Source organism: Actinomadura sp. NPDC047616 (genome assembly GCF_040642915.1).
Taxonomy (GTDB): Bacteria; Actinomycetota; Actinomycetes; order Streptosporangiales; family Streptosporangiaceae; genus Spirillospora; species Spirillospora miaoliensis.
Genome location: NZ_JBEYTB010000020.1, coordinates 94,282 through 114,683 on the forward strand (window position 1 = coordinate 94,282; position 20,402 = coordinate 114,683).

20 protein-coding genes and 1 pseudogene are annotated in these 20,402 nt (G+C 72.6%); 16 read left to right on the forward strand and 5 right to left on the reverse strand.

Going from position 1 to position 20,402, the window contains the following annotated elements; translation table 11 throughout:
- Position 1 precedes the first annotated feature (1 nt).
- Positions 2 to 892 carry a hydroxymethylglutaryl-CoA lyase gene (locus ABZ801_RS35910; protein WP_360706866.1) on the forward strand — a complete coding sequence of 297 codons (891 nt, stop codon included), beginning with the start codon at positions 2 to 4 and terminating at the stop codon, positions 890 to 892.
- On the opposite strand, the gene ABZ801_RS35915 is transcribed toward ABZ801_RS35910, so the two are convergent.
- From ABZ801_RS35915 to ABZ801_RS35925, 3 genes are read right to left on the reverse strand one after another with little or no spacing between them, the layout of a single operon-like run.
- Positions 889 to 2,256, reverse strand: a complete 1,368-nt coding sequence (locus tag ABZ801_RS35915; protein ID WP_360706869.1) for a phosphotransferase family protein — start codon at positions 2,254 to 2,256, stop codon at positions 889 to 891. The genes ABZ801_RS35910 and ABZ801_RS35915 overlap by 4 nt on opposite strands.
- Positions 2,253 to 2,657 (reverse strand): nuclear transport factor 2 family protein, encoded by a 405-nt coding sequence (locus tag ABZ801_RS35920; protein ID WP_360706872.1) that lies wholly within the window; start codon positions 2,655 to 2,657, stop codon positions 2,253 to 2,255. The genes ABZ801_RS35915 and ABZ801_RS35920 overlap by 4 nt, the downstream gene beginning before the upstream one ends.
- 27 nt (positions 2,658 to 2,684) lie before the next feature.
- Positions 2,685 to 3,320, reverse strand: coding sequence for a TetR/AcrR family transcriptional regulator (locus ABZ801_RS35925; RefSeq protein WP_344939549.1), 636 nt, complete (start codon positions 3,318 to 3,320; stop codon positions 2,685 to 2,687).
- 135 nt (positions 3,321 to 3,455) lie between these two features.
- On the opposite strand from ABZ801_RS35925, the gene ABZ801_RS35930 reads away from it, so the two are divergent.
- The 4 genes from ABZ801_RS35930 to ABZ801_RS35945 are packed head-to-tail and all read left to right on the forward strand — an operon-like array spanning position 3,456 to position 7,387.
- Positions 3,456 to 4,979: a long-chain-fatty-acid--CoA ligase gene (locus ABZ801_RS35930; protein WP_360706875.1), complete on the forward strand. Its 1,524-nt coding sequence runs from the start codon at positions 3,456 to 3,458 to the stop codon at positions 4,977 to 4,979.
- Positions 4,976 to 5,596, forward strand: coding sequence for a VOC family protein (locus ABZ801_RS35935; protein WP_360706878.1), 621 nt, complete (start codon positions 4,976 to 4,978; stop codon positions 5,594 to 5,596). Before ABZ801_RS35930 ends, ABZ801_RS35935 begins: the two co-directional genes overlap by 4 nt.
- Positions 5,580 to 6,221: a carboxymuconolactone decarboxylase family protein gene (locus ABZ801_RS35940; RefSeq protein ID WP_344939543.1), complete on the forward strand. Its 642-nt coding sequence runs from the start codon at positions 5,580 to 5,582 to the stop codon at positions 6,219 to 6,221. The genes ABZ801_RS35935 and ABZ801_RS35940 overlap by 17 nt, the downstream gene beginning before the upstream one ends.
- Positions 6,221 to 7,387, forward strand: coding sequence for an acyl-CoA dehydrogenase family protein (locus ABZ801_RS35945; protein WP_360706881.1), 1,167 nt, complete (start codon positions 6,221 to 6,223; stop codon positions 7,385 to 7,387). Before ABZ801_RS35940 ends, ABZ801_RS35945 begins: the two co-directional genes overlap by 1 nt.
- 65 nt (positions 7,388 to 7,452) lie before the next feature.
- On the opposite strand, the gene ABZ801_RS35950 is transcribed toward ABZ801_RS35945, so the two are convergent.
- Complete coding sequence (locus tag ABZ801_RS35950) at positions 7,453 to 8,541, reverse strand: SMP-30/gluconolactonase/LRE family protein (RefSeq protein WP_360706884.1); 1,089 nt, start codon at positions 8,539 to 8,541, stop codon at positions 7,453 to 7,455.
- Between the two features lie 316 nt (positions 8,542 to 8,857).
- Positions 8,858 to 9,637: an IclR family transcriptional regulator gene (locus tag ABZ801_RS35955; RefSeq protein ID WP_360706887.1), complete on the reverse strand. Its 780-nt coding sequence runs from the start codon at positions 9,635 to 9,637 to the stop codon at positions 8,858 to 8,860.
- Between the two features lie 179 nt (positions 9,638 to 9,816).
- Between ABZ801_RS35955 and ABZ801_RS35960 the strand changes: the two genes are divergently transcribed.
- From ABZ801_RS35960 to gcl, 11 genes and pseudogenes are all read left to right on the forward strand, one after another.
- Positions 9,817 to 11,205, forward strand: a complete 1,389-nt coding sequence (locus ABZ801_RS35960; RefSeq protein ID WP_360706889.1) for an NAD-dependent malic enzyme — start codon at positions 9,817 to 9,819, stop codon at positions 11,203 to 11,205.
- Positions 11,206 to 11,243: 38 nt separating this feature from the next.
- The gene (locus ABZ801_RS35965) at positions 11,244 to 12,542 is read left to right on the forward strand and encodes an aldolase/citrate lyase family protein (RefSeq protein WP_360706892.1); all 1,299 of its coding nucleotides are present in this window, start codon (positions 11,244 to 11,246) and stop codon (positions 12,540 to 12,542) included.
- Between the two features lie 18 nt (positions 12,543 to 12,560).
- A complete protein-coding gene (locus ABZ801_RS35970; protein ID WP_360706895.1) occupies positions 12,561 to 12,830 on the forward strand; it encodes a hypothetical protein in 270 nt (89 codons plus the stop codon).
- A complete protein-coding gene (locus ABZ801_RS35975; RefSeq protein WP_344939528.1) occupies positions 12,823 to 13,215 on the forward strand; it encodes a helix-turn-helix domain-containing protein in 393 nt (130 codons plus the stop codon). Before ABZ801_RS35970 ends, ABZ801_RS35975 begins: the two co-directional genes overlap by 8 nt.
- Before the next feature lie 123 nt (positions 13,216 to 13,338).
- Positions 13,339 to 13,893, forward strand: a complete 555-nt coding sequence (gene uraD / locus ABZ801_RS35980) for a 2-oxo-4-hydroxy-4-carboxy-5-ureidoimidazoline decarboxylase (protein WP_360706898.1) — start codon at positions 13,339 to 13,341, stop codon at positions 13,891 to 13,893.
- A pseudogene (gene uraH, locus ABZ801_RS35985) lies at positions 13,890 to 14,227 on the forward strand (hydroxyisourate hydrolase). Before uraD ends, uraH begins: the two are co-directional and overlap by 4 nt.
- Before the next feature lie 5 nt (positions 14,228 to 14,232).
- Positions 14,233 to 15,144: a factor-independent urate hydroxylase gene (gene pucL, locus ABZ801_RS35990; protein ID WP_360706901.1), complete on the forward strand. Its 912-nt coding sequence runs from the start codon at positions 14,233 to 14,235 to the stop codon at positions 15,142 to 15,144.
- Positions 15,145 to 15,165: 21 nt separating this feature from the next.
- Entirely contained in the window at positions 15,166 to 16,605 is a 1,440-nt protein-coding gene (locus ABZ801_RS35995) for a nucleobase:cation symporter-2 family protein (RefSeq protein ID WP_360706903.1), read from the forward strand.
- A gap of 183 nt (positions 16,606 to 16,788) precedes the next feature.
- Positions 16,789 to 17,610 (forward strand): TIM barrel protein, encoded by an 822-nt coding sequence (locus tag ABZ801_RS36000; protein WP_360706906.1) that lies wholly within the window; start codon positions 16,789 to 16,791, stop codon positions 17,608 to 17,610.
- A gap of 42 nt (positions 17,611 to 17,652) precedes the next feature.
- Positions 17,653 to 18,528 (forward strand): 2-hydroxy-3-oxopropionate reductase, encoded by an 876-nt coding sequence (locus tag ABZ801_RS36005; RefSeq protein ID WP_360706909.1) that lies wholly within the window; start codon positions 17,653 to 17,655, stop codon positions 18,526 to 18,528.
- Positions 18,529 to 18,607: 79 nt separating this feature from the next.
- Positions 18,608 to 20,383, forward strand: a complete 1,776-nt coding sequence (gene gcl / locus ABZ801_RS36010; RefSeq protein WP_360706911.1) for a glyoxylate carboligase — start codon at positions 18,608 to 18,610, stop codon at positions 20,381 to 20,383.
- Positions 20,384 to 20,402 lie beyond the last annotated feature (19 nt).

Here is a 20,402-nt window from a genome sequence, read left to right on the forward strand (position 1 = left end):
ATTGCATACAACAGTCCTGGAAGTTGGCCCGCGTGACGGCCTCCAGAACGAGCAGCGCACCCTTTCGCCCGAGGACAGGATCGCGTTCATCACCCGCTGCGTGGAAGCCGGGGCCCGCCGGATCGAGGCCGTCTCCTTCGTGAACCCGAGGCGCGTCCCGCAGATGGCCGGCGCGGAGGAGGTCATGGCAGGCGTCCCGCGCCGCGACGGCGTCGCCTACAGCGGGCTGGTCCTCAACCGGCGGGGCCTCGACCGGGCCCTCGCCGCCGGGGTGGACGAGGTCAACGTGGTCGTCGTCGCGTCGGACACGTTCTCCGTCCGCAACCAGGGGTGCACGACCGCGCAGATGCTGGACGCGTGGGACGAGATCGCCGCGGCCGCCGCCGACGCGGGCGTCCCGGCCGGGGTGACGATCGCGACCGCGTTCGGCTGCCCCTTCGAGGGCGAGACGCCCCCGGACCGCGTCGCGGAGATCGCGCGCCGCGCGCACGCCGCCGGGGCCTTCGAGATCGCGCTCGCCGACACGATCGGGGTCGGCGTCCCCGCGCAGGTCCGCGACCTGACCCGCCGGACGCGGGAGGCGGCCCCCGGCACGCCGCTGCGATTCCACTTCCACAACACCCGCAACACCGGCTACGCGAACGCGCTGACCGCGCTCGACGAGGGCGCCGCGACGCTGGACGCCAGCACCGGCGGCTTCGGCGGCTGCCCGTTCGCCCCGTCCGCCACCGGCAACATCGCGACCGAAGACCTCCTCTACGCCCTCCACCGCAGTGGCGTCGAGACGGGCATCGACATGGAGGCGGTGGCGGAGACGGGCGCCTGGCTCGGCGAACTGCTCGGCGAGCAGCCGCCCGCCCTGCTCGGCCGCGCGGGCCCGTTCCCGGGCTAGCGGGTGTTCAGGTAGGCGGGGTTGGCGACGGTCAGCTTGTCCCGGACGGACGCGCGGACGGACGCGACCACCTCGTCCATGCGCCCGTCCAGCGTGCCGTCGCGGACGGCCGCGGCCAGGGCGGCGTCGTCGGCGCAGCCCAGGGCGCGGAGGCGGTCGCGGTGCGCGACCCGGTGCCCGTCCGCGAGGAGCAGTTCGCGGCGGGCGATGCGGAGCGCGCCCGCCGCGACGCGCGCGTGGAAGCGCAGCCGGTCGTCCGGCTGCTCGGCCGAGAGCAGGAACCCGGTCACGGCGTCGATCAGCGCGTGCGCGGACGGCCGGTCGTGCGGCGCGGACCCCTCCGGCGCCGTGCCGGACGCGTCCAGCGGGTCGGCGACCTCCTCGGGCTCGGTCAGCCCGAGGGCCAGCAGGAGGTCGTGCTCCTGCTCGCAGACCTTCCGGCCGAGGACCGCGTACTCGATCGACGGATCGGAGCCGCTCAGGAAGCGCTCGGCCTGGTGCCGGCACAGGATCGTCCAGCGGAGCGTGCCGTACACCTCCCACCAGTGCAGCTCCCGCGGTGTGGGCGGGACGCCGCCCGCCGCCGCGTAACCGTCCAGCAGGTCCTCGCGGGTGCCGAAGCCGCCGGCCGGCAGCGGCGAGCCGAACCGCCACGCCTTCACGCACAGCCAGCCGAGGTCCTCGGCGGGGTCGCCGGCGTGGGCGAGTTCCCAGTCCAGGACGCCGCGCACACCCGACTCGTCGATCATCAGGTTGCCGTTGCGGAAGTCGCCGTGCACCAGGGAGCGGCGCCCGGACGACGGCGGACGGTGCTCGTCCAGCCAGCGGAGGGCCAGCTCGACGGCGGGCCGCGGTTCCTCGAACGCCCGGTAGTGCGCGGTGAGTTCGGCGAGCGGGTCGCCGGACGGCAGGCCGGGGATCCGATCCGGCGGGATCGTGTGGACCCGGGCGAGGATGCCGCCGAGCTCCCGGGCGAGGCGCGGCCTGACCTCGGCGAAGCGGTCGTCGCGCAGCAGCCGGCGCGGGATGGTCTCGCCGTCCAGCCGCTCCATGATCAGATACGGGGTGCCGAGCAGCGCGTCGCCGTGCCCGGCGAGACGGGGGACCGGCACGCCGGCCTCCGCGGCGGCGGCGAGGAGGGCGGCCTCCCGCGCCATGTCGCCCGCATTCAGGGCGGACGGGTCCGGAGCGGACGGGGGATCGCGGCGAAGGATGAGGGCGCGGCCGTCGGCCTCGAACGCCCACGTCTCGCGGCTCGCCCCGCCCGACAGGCGGCGCAGGCCCGTCACCTCGGCGGACAGCAACCCGGCGAGCGCCTCGCCCAAGCCGTTCGTGTCCGGGCCGCCCCTGCCCGCGCCGCTCATGCCCGGGCCGCCCGCTGTGCGGCGGCGAGCGCGCGCAGCGGGTCGCTGCCGCGCGTGTCCGCGTACTCCTCGATGCGGGCGATGCGGCCGGCGCCGTCCACGGTGACGAACAGGCACGCGGCCATCTCGATCGCGGTGCCGTCCGGGAGGGAACCGCGCAGGACATGCCGCTGGACGTAGCCGTCCGGCAGGGGGTCGCGCCTGATCTCCTCGTAGCGGAAGTCCGCCAGGTTCCGCGACAGCCAGCGGAGTGTGCGCAGGTTGTCCTCGACGTCCTGCTCGGCGCCGCCGCCCTCGCCGGGGCCGTTGTGCCAGATCTTCGCGTCCGGCGCGTAGAGGGAGCGGAGCGAGTCCACGTCCCCCGCGGTGATCGCGGTGATGAAACGGTCGGCGAGTTCCAAGGGGGGCTCCTTCGGGGCTGCGGGCCTTCAGGTCGGGAGGCCGAGGGCGCGGATGGTGAGGGCGTCCAGGGTGTCCAGGAGGCGCTCGGTGTCGGGGGTGTCCTCGCCCTGGACGAACCAGAGGTACAGGGAGTGATCCACCATGGCGGCCAGGGCGCGGGCGGCCATCTCGGCGTCGAGGTCCGCGTCGACGAGCCCGGCGCGCTGCCACCGCTCGATGGCCTTCGCCGACCGTCCGATCGCCCCGGCGCGATGTCTGCGCCGCATCTCCTGGAACTCGACGTTGAACGTCGCGACCTGCTCGATGATCGCCATCATCCTCGCGTTGCGCCGGTACGCCTCGTAGTAGGAGCGGTTGGCGCGGCGGACGCGGGCGGCCGGCGACGGGCCCGTGGACGGGACGAGGTCATGCTGCGTCATGTCCTGGAAGAGCCGGTCGGCGACCTCCAGGAACACCGCCTCCTTGGACGGAAAGTACGTGTAGAACGAGCCGTAGGCGACGTTGGCGCGGCGGGCGATGTGGGCGACCCGCGTGTCGAGGAACCCGCGCTCCTCGAACACCTCGCGGGCGGCGCAGAGGATGCGCTCCCGCGTCCGGGCGCCCCGCTCGGTCAGCGGTGCCTGCCCGGCCGCCTCCTCGATCGGTCCGGCTTTGCTGCGCATGTCCCGTGCCCCTCCCCATCGGCCCCCGCGCGGGGGTTGACAACCCGATGTTCCCAGGATCAGGATCCCGAGCATCGGCCAGAACTGACATGACTGTCAAGTCAACTCCGAGGAGGAGCGCGTGCCGGAGCAGCCATGCTGATCAGCGACATCGTCGAGTACGCGGCCCGCAAGCACCCCGCCCGCACCGCGCTCAGGTTCGAGGACCAGGCGATCACCTTCGCGCAACTGCGGGACCGCGTCCGGAAGGTCGCGAACGCCCTGCTGACCGTGGCGGAGGCGGGCGACCGCGTGGCCGTCCTCACCGGGAACAGGCCCGAGTACGTCGACCTGTACTACGGCGTTCCCGCCGCCGGGATGGCGCTGACGTTCCTCAACCACCGGCTGCACCCGTCCGAGATCGCCGCGCTCGCCGACCACGCGCAGGCGTCCGTGCTCGTCGTGAGCGGCGAGTACCTGGACGCGATGGCCGAGCACCGCGCCGCGATGCCGACCGTGAAGACCGTCATCGGCCTGGACGGCGGCGGCGACCGCGACTGGGCCGGCCTCGTCGGCGCCGCGCCCGCGTCCGAGCCGCCCCGCCCGGACGAGAACGCGCTGGCCTGGCTCGTCTACACGAGCGGCACCACCGGCAGGCCCAAGGGCGTCATGCTCAGCCACCGCAACCTCGTCGCGGGGGTCATGAGCTCCGCCGCCCACTGGGAGATCCCGGACGGCACCGTCTTCCTGTTCTGCTTCCCGCTGTGCCACGTCGGCGGCTACACGGTCCTGGTCAACCACCTGCGCGGCTGCACGGTCGGGATCGTCCGGTCGTACGACAACGAGACGTTCCTGCGGCTGGTCGCCGAATGGAAGGTCACCCAGACCGGCCTCGCGCCCACGATGATCGCGTTCCTGCTCGGCCATCCCGGGATCGGGGACCGCGACCTCGGCACGCTCCAGGCGATCGGGTACGGGGCGTCCGGCATCCCGGCGGAGGTGCTGCGGCGCGGGATGGAGGTCCTCGGCTGCGACTTCTACCAGGGCTTCGGCATGAGCGAGACCGGCGGCAACATCCTGTACTTCGGGATGGCCGAGCACCGCCGCGCCGCCGCCGGCGAGACCCACCTTCTCGCCGCCGCCGGACGCGCCATGGACATCGCCGACATCCGGATCGTCGACGCGGAGTTCCGCGACGTCCCGGACGGCGAGGCCGGCGAGATGCTCGTCCGCGGCGACCAGGTGATGACCGGCTACTGGCGGGAGCCGGAGCTGACCGCCGAGGCGTTCCGCGACGGCTGGCTGCGGACCGGCGACATCGTCCGCCGCGACGCCGAGGGAATGGTCTACATCGTCGACCGGATCAAGGACATGATCATCACGGGCGGGGAGAACGTCGCGTCCCGCGAGGTCGAGGAGGTGCTCCACCGTCACCCCGCCGTCGCGGACGCCGCCGTCTTCGGCGTCCCCGACCCGCGATGGGGCGAGTCCGTCGCCGCGGCCGTCGTGCTGCGGCCGGACGCGTCCGCCACCGCCGAGGAGATCATCGCGGCCTGCCGCGAGCATCTCGGCGGCTACAAGGTCCCGCGACGCGTCGAGTTCGTCGCGCAACTGCCGCGCAACGTCGCGGGCAAGATCCTCAAGCGGGAGCTGCGCGCCAGGTACAGGGAGGTCTCATGACGGGCCCGAAGAACACCGAATTCGAGCTGGGCGGCATCAACCATCTCGCGCTCGTGTCGTCCGACATGAAGCGCACCGTCGACTTCTACAGCGGCGTGCTGGGCATGCCGCTCATCAAGACCATCGACCTGCCGGCCGGCATGGGCCAGCACTTCTTCTTCGACTGCGGCGGCGGCGACTGCATCGCGTTCTTCTGGTTCCCGGACGCCCCGGACGGCGTGCCCGGCGTGTCCGCGCCCGCGGGCCGTCCCGAGCAGGGCGAACTGCTCAGCGCGGTCGGGTCGATGAACCACGTCGCGTTCCACGTCCCGCCGGAGAAGTTCGAGGAGTACCGGCGGCGGCTGAAGGACAAGGGCGTCACCGTCAGCCCGATCCTCAACCACGACGACAGCCCGCTGGGCATCGCCCCCGAGTTCGGCGAGGGCGTCTTCGTCCGGTCCTTCTACTTCCAGGACCCGGACGGCATCCTGCTGGAGTTCGCGTGCTGGACGCGGACGTTCACCGACGCCGACGTCTCCCACGAACCGAAGACCGCCGCCGACCGCACCGCCCCGAAGACCGGCCCCACGGCCGTCCCCACGGCGACGACGAAGGAGCAGCATGCCCCGACTGCGTGAGGTCCCCCGCGCCGAGGTCACCGACGAGCGCGTCCTCTTCTTCTACGACCACCTTTTCGGCCCCGACCGCGACCCCGCCGTCGACCACGGCACCGCCACCGGCTCCCCGGGCGACTGGTGGACGGTCTTCGCCCAGTCGCCCGACGTGTTCCGGCACGCCGTCCGCGGCTTCGCGCTCTACCGCAACGCCAGCCTCGACCCGGTGCTCCGCGAGCTCGGCCAGTGCCGGGCCGGCTGGGCGCGCGGCAGCCAGTTCGTGTTCTCCCAGCACTGCAAGCAGATGCGGGCGCTCGGCATGCCGGAGGAGAAGATCCAGGCGATCCCGCACTGGCAGACCGCCGACTGCTACTCGCGGCTGGAACGCGCCGTCCTGGCCTACACCGACGGGCTCGTGCTCGACGGCGGCCGCGTCCCCGACGAGGTGTTCGACATCCTCAAGGAGCACCTCCCCGACAGGGAGATCCTCCAGCTCACCTACATCACCTGCATGTACGACATGCACGCGACGATGTCGAAGGCGCTGCGCGTCGAGTTCGACGACCGCCCCGAGGCCGTCGTGGAGGTCGCCGCGCCGGAGGGCTACGGCAACCGCGACATCGCCGCCGACCTGACCGGGGAGGCGTGATGCTGTTCCCCGTGCCGGACCGGGTCCGGGACGTCCGCGACGCCGTCCACGCCTTCATGACCCAGCGGGTCGAGCCCGCCGAGCCGGTGCTGAACGCGGGCGGCGAGGAGTCCCGCGACGCCCTGCGCGACCTGCGCCGGCAGGCGAAGGAGGAGGGCCTCTGGGCGCTCGGGCACCCCAAGGAGCTGGGCGGCGGCGGCATGCCGTTCCTCGACTACGTCTACGTCAACGAGGTGCAGGGCCGCAGCGAGTGGGGCCAGCTCGCGCTCGGCACGTTCACGCTCCAGGACTCGCTCATGCTGCACAAGTACGCCAGCCCCCGCTGGCGCGAGCGCTACCTCGCCCCGATGGTGGCGGGGGAGGTGTCGCCGAGCTTCGCGATGACGGAGCCGTCCGTCGCCGGGTCCGACCCGACCGGCATCCGGACGACCGCCGAACTCGACGGCGACGAATGGGTCATCCGGGGACGCAAGTGGTTCACGACGGGCGCCGCCGACGCCGCGTACACCACCGTCATGTGCCGCACCGAGCAGGATCCGCCGAGCCCGCACCGCGCCTTCAGCATGATCATCGTGCCGACGGACACGCCGGGGTACCGGATCGTCCGCGAGACGCCGGTGCTCGGCCTGCACGGCGGCCACTACGAGGTGGCGTACGAGGACGTCCGCGTCCCGGCCGACAACCTCCTCGGCCCGCGCGGCCACGGCTTCGTCATCGCCCAGGACCGGCTCGGACCCGGCCGCATCTTCCACTGCATGCGCTGGCTCGGCCAGGCGCAGCGCGCGTTCGAGCTGATGTGCGCGCGCCTCGGCGTCCGCACCGCGTTCGGGGAGCCGCTGTCGGCCAAGCAGCTGATGCAGAAGCACGTGTTCGACTCCTACACCGAGATCCAGGCGGCCCGGCTCCTCACCCTCCAGGCCGCCGAGCGGATCGACGCCGGGGACCAGGCGCGCATCGAGATCGGCGCCATCAAGGTCGTCGGCGCCCGGATGATGCACAACGTCATCGACCGCGCCATCCAGGTCCACGGCGCGGCCGGCCTGACGGACGACCTGCCCCTGTCGCGGATGTACCGGCACGCCCGCGAGGGCCGCATCTACGACGGCCCGGACGAGGTTCACATCCAGAGCACCGCCCGCCGCATCCTCAAGGCGGCGACCGGCTGACCCGCGGCGTGCCGCCCTCCCGCCGCGCCGGCGGAGGGCGGCACGCCGCGACTCAAAACGCCGGATCAGGCGTAGTTGAGCTTCAGACCGGGGCGCGGCCAGTCCTCGACCTTCAGGAGGTGGCCGGTGCTCGACGCGGTGACGTATGCGGTGCGCATGTCGTCCCCGCCCCAGCAGATGTTCGTGATGCCCGGGTCGTCGTCCACGTCGATGTCCACGAACTCGACCAGCTTCCCGGACGGCGCGATCACCGAGATGCCCGCGTGCACCATGGACGCGACGCACACGTTGCCGTGCGCGTCCACGCCGAGCGAGTCGAAGTTCGTGTAGTCGGGCGCGGTGTAGAGGAAGTTGCCGCCGCCGGAGCCGCCGAGCGACCTGCCGCCCTTGATCTCGCCGGGCGCCGTGACGTCCCACCACCAGACGCGCGCGGTGTACGTCTCGCTGACGTACAGGCGCTTGCCGTCGGGGGACAGGCCGATGCCGTTCGGGCCCTCCATTCCGCCCGCGATCATCGTGATGGACGAGCCGTCCGCCTTCGCGTAGAACAGGCGGCCCTTGTCGCCGGTGACGCCGTCGCTCTTGCCGTAGTCGGTGAAGTAGATGCCGCCGTGGGCGTCGAAGACCAGGTCGTTCGGTCCGCGGAGCGGGACGCCGTCCGCCCCGGTGTAGAGGGTCTCGACGGAGCCGTCCGAGAGGTCGACGGCCTGGATGCTGCCGGTGGTGTAGTCGTCGGGGATGCCGCCCGCGAAGACGAAGCCGCCCACCTCGAAGCGGCGCAGGCCGCCGCAGTTGGCGATGTAGACCCGCCCGTCCGGGCCGAGCGCCGCGCCGTTCGGTCCGCCGCCGACCTCCGCCGCGACGGACGTGGTCCCGTCCGGGCGGACGCGGGTCAGCGTGCCGCGGTGGATCTCCACCACCAGGACGTCGCCGTCCGGGAGCGCGACCGGGCCCTCCGGGAACAGCAGCCCGCCGGCCAACTTGGTGATCTTCATCTTGGGTCCCTTCGGATGCCTGTGCCGCCCGCGACCGCCGGACGTGCCCCCGCCGGGCCGGGTGCCGGCGGCGGCGGTGCCGCCGGCCGCGCCGCTGACGGTGAGGCCCGCGACCAGCCCGAGCCCCGACATCACCGATCGCCGTGTGAGCCGCTCCATCGCCACCGTCCTTCGCGTGCGTGACCGCCGAGCACACGATTGCATGCGATCCATAGAGATTTCTAGCCCCTGGAGCGGACTGGAGGGCGAAGTTGTATGCAATGCTGTAGCTCGTCAGACGCTTCGGCCATCCGGGCAGCCCGACGGGAGAGTGCGGGCATGGTGCCTGCCGACGGAGCCGAAGCGCGGCTGCCCCTCCGCACCGCCGTGCGGTATGACGAGCCGTGGGGCAGGGATGCGGTCGGGGACGTCCAGCGGGCTTCACCGGCCAGGGGCCGGCGGCGGCCGCGGCGCGTGCGATCGACGCCGCGCCTGTTCAGGACAGGTCGTGCGAGAGCGCCCGGGCCGCCTCCTGCAGGAGCGGCACGGCCTTGCCGACGACCTGCTCGGTCATGCGGGCGGCGGGGCCGGAGACCGACAGCGCCAGGCGGGAGGGGGCGTCGGGCACCGCCACGGCGACGCAGCGGACGCCGACCTCCTGCTCGCCGTCATCGACGGCGTAGCCCTGCTCGGCGACCTGTTCCAGTTGCGCGGCGAACACCTCGGGGTCGGTGACGGTGTTGTCGGTCTGCCGTGGCATGCCGGTACGCCCCAGGATCTGACGTACCTCCGCACCCGGCATCCCGGCCATGATCGCCTTGCCCACGGCGGTGCAGTGCGGGAGGACACGCCGGCCGACCTCGGTGAACATCCGCATCGAGTGGCGGGAGGGGACCTGCGCGACGTAGACGATCTGGTCGCCGTCGAGCATGGCCAGGTTCGCCGACTCGCCCAGCTCGTCGACCAGCCGCACCAGGTGCGGCCGCGCCCACACGCTGAGCAGACGCGACGAGCTCTCGCCGAGCGGGATGAGCTTCGGGCCGAGGACGTACTGCCGGGACGGCTCCTGGCGCAGGTAGCCGAGGTCCACCAGGGTCCGCACCAGCCGGTGGATCGTGGGGAGGGGCAGGCCGGAGGCGGCCGCCAGCTGCGACAGGCCCATCATCCCGCCATGAGCGGCCAGGGTCTCAAGGAGCCCGAAGGCGCGCTCGATGGACTGCACTCCGCCGCGGGACCTGCGGTCCGCGCTGCCCGTGCCGGAGTCCGGGGTCGTCATGGTGGTCCCCTGCCGTGTCTCAGACGCTCGGTTTTTCGTATGGCGGAATCATAGTGGCCGCCTTGCGGCGGGACGGCGCGAGGAGGGGCATAGCTTTTTTCGACATGCAGATACTACTATCCGCATTACGGAAACCTCCGTGAAGTTCAGCCCCCCGCTCGCAGCCCAGTGAGGAACACATGCCGAACACCAGTCCCGGCTACGCCGTCACGGTCCGCGTCGAAACGCCCGCCAGCCCCGGTGCCACCAGCGCCCTGGTGGCCGCGGTGAGCGGAGCGGGCGGTTCCCTGACGGCGCTCGATGTCGTGGAGTCCCACGCCGGACGGCTCATCGTCGACGTCACCTGCGACGCCGTGGACGCGGCGCACGCCGACGCCGTCACCAAGGCCCTGCGCGAGGTCGAGGGCGTGTCGGTGCGCAAGGTCAGCGACCGCACCTTCCTCATGCACCTCGGCGGAAAGCTGGAGGTCAACCCGAAGGTGCCGATCAGGCACCGGGACGACCTGTCGCGCGCCTATACACCCGGCGTCGCCCGGGTCTGCCGCGCCATCGCCGACAATCCCGACGACGTCCGGCGGCTCACCATCAAGCGCAACACGGTCGCCGTCGTCACCGACGGGTCGGCGGTGCTCGGTCTCGGTGACATCGGCCCCGCGGCCGCGCTGCCCGTGATGGAGGGCAAGGCGGCGCTGTTCAAGCGGTTCGCCGGGGTCGACGCCTGGCCGGTGTGCCTGGACACCCGGGACACCGACGAGATCGTCCGGATCGTCCGCTCGATCGCGACCGTGTACGGCGGCATCAACCTCGAGGACATCGCGGCGCCGCGCTGCTTCGAGCTGGAGCGGCGGCTGCGAGAGGAACTCGACATCCCGGTCTTCCACGACGACCAGCACGGCACCGCCATCGTCGTGCTCGCCGCGCTGACCAACGCGCTGCGGGTCGTCGGCAAGGACAAGACGGGCCTGCGCGTGGTCGTCAGCGGAGTCGGCGCCGCCGGGCACGCCATCATCCGGCTGCTGCACGCCCAGGGCGTCCGCGACATCGTCGCCTGCGACCGGAAGGGCGCGGTGCACCGCGGCCGCGGCGGGCTCGACCCGGCGCGGCAGTGGATCGCCGACCACACCAACCCCCGCGGAGTCGCCGGCACGCTCGCCGAGGCGCTGGCGGGAGCCGACGTGTTCGTCGGCGTGTCCGCGCCGAACCTGCTGACCGGCGACGACATCGCCACGATGGCGCGGGACGCGATCGTCTTCGCCCTGGCCAACCCCGACCCGGAGGTCGACCCGTTCGCGGCCCGCGAGCACGCGGCGGTGGTGGCCACCGGCAGGTCGGACTTCCCGAACCAGATCAACAACGTGCTGGCCTTCCCCGGCTTCTTCCGGGGCATGCTCGACGCCGGGGCACGCGAGATCACCGAGGAGGTGATGCTCGCGGCGGCGACGGCCATCGCCGACTGCGTCGCGCCTGCGGAGCTCGACGCCGGCTACATCGTCCCGTCGGTGTTCGACGGCGACGTCGCGCCGGCGGTCGCGGCGGCGGTACGCGAGGCGGCGGGGCAGGGGGCGTAGCGGTGGACATGCGGCAGACGGCAGAAGGAGGAGCTCCCATGGACGTCCAGGCGACCCGGCGGGCGGTCGGCCGCAGAGCGACGCTTCTCGACGACCTGGCCGGCCTGGCCGACGATCTCGACGCGCGGCTGGCCGGGAGTGACCTGGCGCTGCTCGCCCGGTACCCCGGCGACCAGGCGCGGCGGCAGCCGGTGCACACCGTCTACGTCCCCGGCGACCGCTACGGCGCCGGGCTGGTACGCGGCTGGGGCGAACGGGCGGCCGCGGTCCTCGACGCCCACGTGTCCGGGCCCGCCGAGCTGGCGGCGGTCGCGGGCGTCCCCGCGGACCTGGCGGGCGACGTGCTGGGCCGGGTCCGCGCCAAGCTCGCCACCGAGCCGATCGAGGATCTGCGCATCGACTTCGAGGACGGCTACGGCGAGCGTCCCGACGAGCGGGAGGACGCCGACGTCGCCGCGGCCGCCGCGGCGCTGGCCGCCTCTGTCCGCGCCGGCACGGCGCCGCCGTACCACGGCATACGGTTCAAGGGCTTCGAACGTCCGACCCGCCGGCGTGGGCTGCGCACGCTGGCGCTGTTCGTGGGCGGCCTCGCGGCCGCGGACGCGCTGTCCGACGGGTTCGTGGTGACGCTGCCGAAGGTCACCGCCGTGGAGCAGGTCGAGGCGATGGTCACCGCCTGCGAGCGGGTGGAGTCCTCGCTCGGCCTGGCCCCCGGCACGCTGAGGTTCGAGGTCCAGGTGGAGACGCCGCAGTCGATCCTGGGCGCGGACGGCACGGTGCCGCTGGCGCGGATGATCCATGCCGCGGGCGGGCGCTGCGCCGGCCTGCACTACGGCACCTACGACTACTCCGCCTCGTGCGGGATCTCGGCGGCCTACCAGAGCATGGAGCATCCGGCCGCCGACCACGCCAAGGCGGTCATGCAGGTCGCCGCGGCCGGCACCGGCGTCTTCCTGTCGGACGGGTCGACCAACGTGCTGCCGGTCGGGTCACCGGAGGCGGTGAAGGACGCGTGGCGGCTGCACGCGCGGCTGGTGCGCCGGTCCCTGGAACGCGGCTACTACCAGGGCTGGGACCTGCATCCGGCCCAGCTCCCGACCCGGTACGCGGCGACGTACGCGTTCTACCGCGAGGGCCTCGCCACGACGGCGGCCCGGCTCCGCGCCTACGTCGGCGCGGGCGACTCGGGCTACCTCGACGAGCCCGCGACCGCCGCGGCGCTGGCCGGGTTCGTGCTGCGCGGGGTGGAGTGCGGCGCGGTGGACGCCGCCGAGGTCGACGCCCTGATCGGGGTGGACACCGGACGGCTGGCGGCGCTGGCCCGCCGGAGGGTCTAGCGGAGTAGCCTCGGGGCCATGCGCCTCGAGGCCGAGTTCACCACCGAACCCTTCCACGGGGAGGGGGATCCGCCGGCCCATGCGGTCGAGTCGTTGCGCGTGGCGCAGGCAGCCGGGCTGACCTGCGACTTCGGACCGCTGGGCACGTCCGTCAGCGGCGAGGACGACGTGCTGCTGCCCGCGCTGGCACGCGTCCTCGCCACCGCGCTCGCCCACGGCGCCAGCCGGATCACGCTCCAGGTCGACCGGGTCGACACGGGGAACGGCGCGCAGCGGGCCGATGGCTGACCACCCGCTGGACACCGGCCACCCCCTGCTCGTGGCGGTCGCGCCGCTGCTCGACCGCATCCGCGCGCGCGTCGTCGCACCGTCGGAGCTGACCGCGTCCGACGTGCCGCTGGTCTGGGAGGGGCACATCATCGCCGGCGTCCGGCTGCCCGCGCCGGGGGAGGGCAGGGACGCCGTCGGCGACCTCGGCCTGCTGCTCGCCGACCTCGAACGCGAACTCGGCGGCCCGCTGCGCGACCTGCCGCGAGCGGAGAAGCAGCGGGCGGTCCGGCTGCTGGAGGAGCGCGGGGCGTTCAGCTACCGCCGCTCGGCCGAGACGGTGGCCGACGCGCTGGGGGTGACCCGCTTCACCGTCTACAACTACCTGAACCGGAACCGCTCCTGAGCAGCCTCTTTCAACAAACCGTGGAAATTCCTTCAACGAAGCGTTGACGTGATGGCGACCACAGTGTCACTCTCATGGCACGTGCGGAAATTTAATTCCGCAATGCGAAAGAGAGGTTGCACTGTGACCCTCGACGAGTTCAACGCCGCGCCCGAGCGGGCGCTGGCGGACCACCTGCGGGCGTGCTGCGACGTCCCGCGCTGGGTCGCCGCCGTGAGCGGCGGACGGCCCTACCCCGACACCGAGACGCTCCTCGACACGGCCGACCGCGCCGCCCGCGACCTCACCCCGGCGGAGGTCGACCGCGCGCTGGCGGCGCACCCGCGCATCGGCGAGCGCGCCCGCGGCGACGACGCCTCGGCGGCCTGGTCGCGGCGGGAGCAGGCCGGCGTGGACCGTGACACGGTCACCGTCGCCGCGCTCGCCGAAGGCAACCGCGCCTACGAGGAGCGCTTCGGCCGGGTCTTCCTGATCTGCGCCACGGGACGGTCCGGTGCGCAGATCCTGGCCGAGCTGCGGGCCCGGCTCCGCAACGACCCCGCCACCGAGGCTGCCGTGGTCGCCGGCGAACTCCGCAAGATCGCACTACTCCGCCTGGCCGGCCTGGTCGGCGCCAACACAGCCACCCCGAACCAGCCCGCCGCCGCGCACCAGGCCACCAACACGGCGACGCAATGAGCGCGCGGAGTGCGATTACCACCCATGTCCTGGACACCACGCGGGGGCGGCCGGCGGTGGGAGTGCCGGTCCGCCTGTGCCGCGTCGTCGGCGACCAGACCACCGTCCTCGCGTCGGCGTACACCGACGCGGACGGCAGGGTGTCCCGGCTCGGCCCCGACCGGGTCGAGCCCGGCACCTACACGCTCCGGTACGACACGGCGGCCTACTTCGCCGCCACCGGCCAGAGCGGTTGGAGGTCGGCCTCACCTTCACGCTGACCGACGCCACGCAGCACTACCACGTGCCGGTCCTGCTGAGCCCGTTCGCCTACTCGACCTACCGAGGGAGCTGACCCCGATGGCCATCGTCCTGGGCCCCAACCAGTACGGAAAAGCACAGAGCCACCTCGTCCGCGTCCACCGTGACACCCCCCGGCACGAGATCCGCGACCTGACCGTCTCCAGCGCGCTGCGCGGCGACTTCACCCTCTCGCACGTGGACGGCGACCAGTCCGACGTGCTCCCCACCGACACCCAGAAGAACACCGTCTTCGCGTTCGCCCGGGAGAAGGGCGTCGGCGCGATCGAGGACTTCGCGCTCACCCTGGCCGACCACTTCATCGCCCAGACACCCGCCGCCGACGGCGCCCGGGTCGAGATCAGCGAGGTGCCCTGGCAGCGCATCGATATCGATGGCGGTGGCGACGGGCACGACCACGCCTTCGTGCGCAGCGGCATCGGCACCCGCACGACGGTCGTCAACGTGGACGGGCGCGGCGCCGACCGCAGGGCCCATGTCGTCTCCGGCATCCAGGACGTCACCCTCCTGAAGTCCACCGGTTCGGAGTTCCACGGCTTCCTCAAGGACAGGTACACGACGCTGCAGGAGACCGACGACCGGATCCTGGCCACCGACCTGGTCGCGCGGTGGCGCTACGACCACACCGACGTGGACTGGGACGCCGCCTACGAGTCGGTCAGGGCGCTGCTGCTCAAGCAGTTCGCCGAGATCCACAGCCACGCCCTGCAGCAGACGCTCTACGGCATGGGGCAGGCGGTGCTGGAGAAGCATCCCGAGGTCGCCGAGATCAAGTTCTCCGCGCCCAACAAGCACCACTTCCTCGTCGACCTGGCGCCGTTCGGCCTGGAGAACCCGAACGAGGTGTTCTACGCGGCCGACCGCCCCTTCGGGCTGATCGAGGCCTGCGTGGTCCGCGACGACGCGTCCGACCCGGGCTTGGCCTGGCACGCCGTACCCGGCTGGGTCTGACCGGCCGGCCGAGGAGCATCGATGGGACACGGCAAGGACACCGGGGAGACACCCGCCCCGGCACGGCCCGAGGACGAGCGGCTTCCGTTCGGGCAGCTGCTCGCCTACGGAACCCAGCACGTCCTCACCATGTACGGCGGGCTCATCGCGCCGCCGCTCATCGTCGGCGGCGCGGCGGGCCTCAAGCCCGCCGACATCGCGCTGCTGGTCACCGCGGGCATCTTCGTCAGCGGCCTGGCGACGCTGCTGCAGGCGCTCGGCCTCGGCCCCTTCGGGGCCCGGCTGCCGATCGTGCAGGGCATCTCGTTCGCCGCCGTCTCGACGATGGTGGCGATCGCCGGTCATGACGGGGTCCGCTCCGTGTTCGGCGCGATCATGGTGGCCGGGGTCATCGGCGTGGTGGTCTCGTCGTTCTTCGCGCATCTGGTGCGGCTCTTCCCCCCGGTGGTCACCGGCTCGATCATCAGCGTCATCGGCATCTCGCTGCTGCCCGTGGCGTTCGACTGGGCGCTCGGCGGCCGCGGGACGTCCGGCTACGGCGATCCGGGCAACATCGCGCTGGCCGGGGTGACGCTGCTGGTCATCCTCGTGATCAGCAGGCTGTTCCAGGGGTTCGTCTCGCGGCTGTCCATCCTGATCGGCATCGTGGCCGGCACGCTCATCGCCGTCCCCTGGGGCAAGGCCGACTTCTCCGGCATCGGCGAGGGCAAGGCGGTCTCGCTCCCGCCGGTCTTCGCCTTCGGCACGCCGGTCTTCCACGCCGGCGCGATCGTGGCGATGACCATCGTGGTGCTGGTGATCATGACGGAGACGATGGCCGACATCGTGGCCATCGGCGAGATCGTGGGCACGCCCGTCGACCACCGCAGGGTCGCCGGCGGGCTGCGCGCGGACATGCTGTCCTCCACGGTGGCGCCGGTGGTCGGGGCCTTCCCGGCCAGCGCGTTCGCGCAGAACGTCGGCCTGGTCGCGATCACGGGTATCAAGAGCCGGTTCGCCGTCGCGGCCGGCGGCGGCGTGCTGGTGGTGCTCGGCTTGGTGCCGCTGTTCGGCAGGGTGGTCGCGGCGATCCCGGCGCCCGTCCTCGGCGGCGCGGGCCTGGTCCTGTTCGGCAGCGTCGCGGCCTCCGGTATCCGCACGCTGTCGCGGGTCGAGTACGGCGACAACCTCAACATCGTCATCGTGGCCGTCTCACTCGGCATGGGCATGGTGCCGATCGCGCGGCCCGAGTTCTGGGACGGGTTCCCCGACGGCGTGGCCGTGATCCTGGACTCTGGGATCAGCGCCGCGGCCATCACCGCGGTCCTGCTGAACCTGTTCTTCAACCAGTGGTCGGCCTACAAGAAGGACAAACCATCGGTGTTCGCCGCGGCGCCGGAGCGGGCGACCCCCGCCTCCGGCACCCCCGATCGGCCGGCGGTGGAACCACCGCCCTCGCCCGGGATCGCCGGCGCCTCCTGACCCCGCCGGTCCACGCCCCCGCACGGCTGCCGCTCCCGGACCCCGCACCTCGGGAGCGGCGGCCCGCCGGGCCGGGCCCGCCGCGTGTGACCGACTCGACGCGAGGCCGACACCTTCATTTCGCGATACGGAATTTGCACTACACTATACGGAAAAGTTCGTCCTCTCTGGAAGCGAGTCCCGATGAGCCACTCCCTCCGCTACGAGGTCAACTGCTCGATCCTGTTCACCGAGCTGCCGCTGCTGGAGCGGCCGGCCGCCGCGAAGGCCGCGGGCTTCGACGCGGTCGAGTTCTGGTGGCCGTTCGCCGAGGCGGTGCCCGCCGACAAGGACGTGGACGCCTTCGTCCGGGCCATCGGGGACGCCGGTGTCCGGCTGGTCGGCCTGAACTTCTTCGCCGGCGACATGCCCGCCGGTGACCGGGGGCTGGTGTCGTGGCCGGCCCGCTCCCGGGAGTTCCGCGACAACGTCGACGTCACGGTCGAGATCGGTGAGCGGCTCGGCTGCACGGCGTTCAACGCGCTGTACGGCAACCGCGTCGCGGACGCCACGCCGCAGGAGCAGGACGCGCTGGCCGCCGAGAACCTGCTGCTCGCGGCCCGGGCGGCGCGGCGAATCGGCGGCACCGTCCTGGTCGAGCCGGTCAGCGGCGCCCCCGCCTACCCGTTGAAGTCCGCCGCCGACGCCCTGGCCGTCATCGACCGCCTCCACACGGCCGGCGCGCCCAACGTCGGTCTGCTCGCCGACCTGTACCACCTGGCCGTCAACGGCGACGACGTCGACGCGGTGATCGCCGACCACGCCGGCCGCGTCGCCCACGTGCAGATCGCCGACCACCCCGGCCGCAACGAGCCCGGCACCGGCACCCTGCCCCTCGACCGGCAACTCGCCGACCTGGAGAAGGCCGGCTACGCCGGCTGGGTGGGCCTGGAGTACAAGCCCTCGGGAGCGTCCGCCGACGGCTTCGCCTGGCTGGACCGGGCACGCCGCGCCGCCCACGCCTGATCATTACAACCGACAGCCACAACCGGAACATCGAGGGACGTCATGACGAACATCGCCTTCATCGGCCTGGGCATCATGGGCGGCCCGATGGCCGTCCACCTGGTCAAGGCCGGGCACGACGTCGTCGGATACAACCGCACCCCCGCCAAGACCCGTCCGCTGGTCGAGGCGGGCGGCCGCGCGGCCGGATCCGTCGCCGAGGCCGTCGCGGACGCCGACGTGGTCGCGGTGATGGTGCCCGACTCGCCGGACGTCCGGGACGTGCTCGCCGGCGAGGACGGCGTCTTCGCCCACGCCCGCCCCGGCACGCTGGTCATCGACTTCTCCAGCATCCGCCCCGACGTGACCGTCGAACTGGCCGACCAGGCCCGCGAGCTGGGGCTGCGGCCGCTGGACGCGCCGGTGTCCGGCGGTGAGGCCGGCGCACGCGACGCCACGCTGTCGATCATGGTCGGCGGGGAGGCGGCCGACTTCGCGGCCGCCCGGCCGATCTTCGACGTGGTCGGCCGGACGGTCGTGCACGTCGGCCCGAGCGGCGCCGGCCAGACCGTCAAGGCCGCCAACCAGCTCGTCGTCGCCGCGAACATCCAGGCGCTGGCCGAGGCGGTGGTCTTTCTGGAGGCCCACGGTGTGGACACCGCGGCCGCGCTGCAGGTGCTCGGCGGCGGGCTCGCCGGGTCCAAGGTGCTGGACCAGAAGCGGGACGCCATGCTGTCGCGCTCCTTCGACCCCGGATTCCGCATCGAACTGCACCACAAGGACCTCGGCATCGTCACGGCCGCGGCCCGGGAGGCCGGGGTGGTGGTGCCCCTCGGCGCGCTCGTCGCGCAGCTGATGGCCTCAGCGCTGGCCAACGGCGACGGCGGCCTCGACCACTCCGCGCTGCTGCGCGGCGTGGAACGGCTCAGCGGCCGCTGACCCCCCACCAGCCGAGGCGGTCCGGGGACGGTCCGTGCCGCGACCTCCCCGGCCGCCGTACAGAAAAGGAAAAGTGAACATGGCACGCATGCGTGCGGTCGACGCCGCGGTCCTGATCCTGGAGAAGGAGGGCGCCACGCAGGCCTTCGGGCTGCCCGGCGCCGCGATCAACCCGTTCTACAGCGCCATGAAGAACCACGGCGGCATCAGGCACGTGCTGGCACGGCACGTGGAGGCCGCCTCCCACATGGCCGAGGGCTACACCCGCGCCAAGCCCGGCAACATCGGCGTGTGCGTCGGCACCTCCGGCCCGGCCGGCACCGACATGATCACGGGGCTGTACTCGGCGAGCGCCGACTCGATCCCGATCCTGTGCGTCACCGGCCAGGCGCCGGTCGCCAAGCTGCACAAGGAGGACTTCCAGGCCGTCGACATCGCCGCGGTCGCCGCGCCGGTCACCAAGTGGGCGGTGACCGTCATGGAGGCCGCACAGGTGCCCGGCACCTTCCAGAAGGCGTTCCAGGTGATGCGCGAGGGCCGGCCGGGCCCGGTGCTGATCGACCTGCCGCTCGACGTGCAGCTGGCCGAGATCGAGTTCGACCCCGACACCTACGAGCCGCTGCCGGTGCTGCGCCCGGCCGCCACCCGGGCCCAGGTGGAGAAGGCGCTGGCGATGATGGCCGCCGCCGAACGCCCGCTGCTGGTGGCCGGCGGCGGCGTCATCAACGCGGACGCGTCCGGCGCGCTGGTGGAACTGGCCGAGATCACCGGCGTGCCGGTCGTCCCGACCCTGATGGGGTGGGGCGCGATTCCCGACGACCACCCGCTGGCCGCCGGGATGGTGGGCCTGCAGACCTCGCACCGCTACGGCAACGCCACCATGCTGGCCGCCGACTTCGTGCTGGGCATCGGCAACCGCTGGGCCAACCGGCACACCGGCGGCCTCGACACCTACACCAGGGGACGCACCTTCGTGCACGTCGACATCGAGCCCACCCAGATCGGCCGGGTGTTCCCGCCCGACTACGGGATCGTGTCCGACGCCAAGGCGGCGCTGGAGATGTTCGTGTCCGTCGCGCGCGAGTGGCGGGCCGCCGGACGGCTGCCCGACCGGCGGGAGTGGGCGCGGTCCTGCCGGGAGCGCAGGAAGACCATGCTCCGAAAGACCGACTTCGCCGACGTCCCCATCAAACCGCAGCGGGTCTACCAGGAGATGAACAGGGCGTTCGGCCCGGACGTGCGCTACGTCTCGACGATCGGGCTGTCGCAGATCCAGGCCGCCCAGATGCTGCACGTCTACCGGCCGCGGCACTGGATCAACGCGGGCCAGGCCGGGCCGCTGGGCTGGACCGTCCCCGCAGCCCTCGGCGTGGCCACCGCCGACCCCGAGGCCACGGTCGTCGCCCTGTCCGGCGACTACGACTTCCAGTTCCTCATCGAGGAGCTGGCGGTCGGGGCGCAGTTCGCCATCCCCTACATCCATGTGGTCGTGAACAACTCCTACCTCGGCCTGATCCGCCAGGCCCAGCGGAGCTTCGACATGGACTACTGCGTGCAGCTGTCCTTCGACAACGTCAACAGCCCGGAGGTCGGCGGCTACGGCGTGGACCACGTCAAGGTCGCCGAGGGGCTGGGCTGCAAAGCGCTGCGCGTCTTCGAGCCCGACGGCATCCTGCCCGCGCTGGAGCAGGCCAAGAAGCTGGTGGACGAGTTCCGCGTGCCGGTGGTGGTCGAGGTGATCCTGGAGCGTGTCACCAACGTCGCCATGGGCACGGAGATCGACGGCGTCGTCGAGTTCGAGGACCTCGCCGGACGCGACGCCGACGCCCCCACCGCGCCGGCACTGCTGGACTGAGGCGCCCGACGTGCAGCAA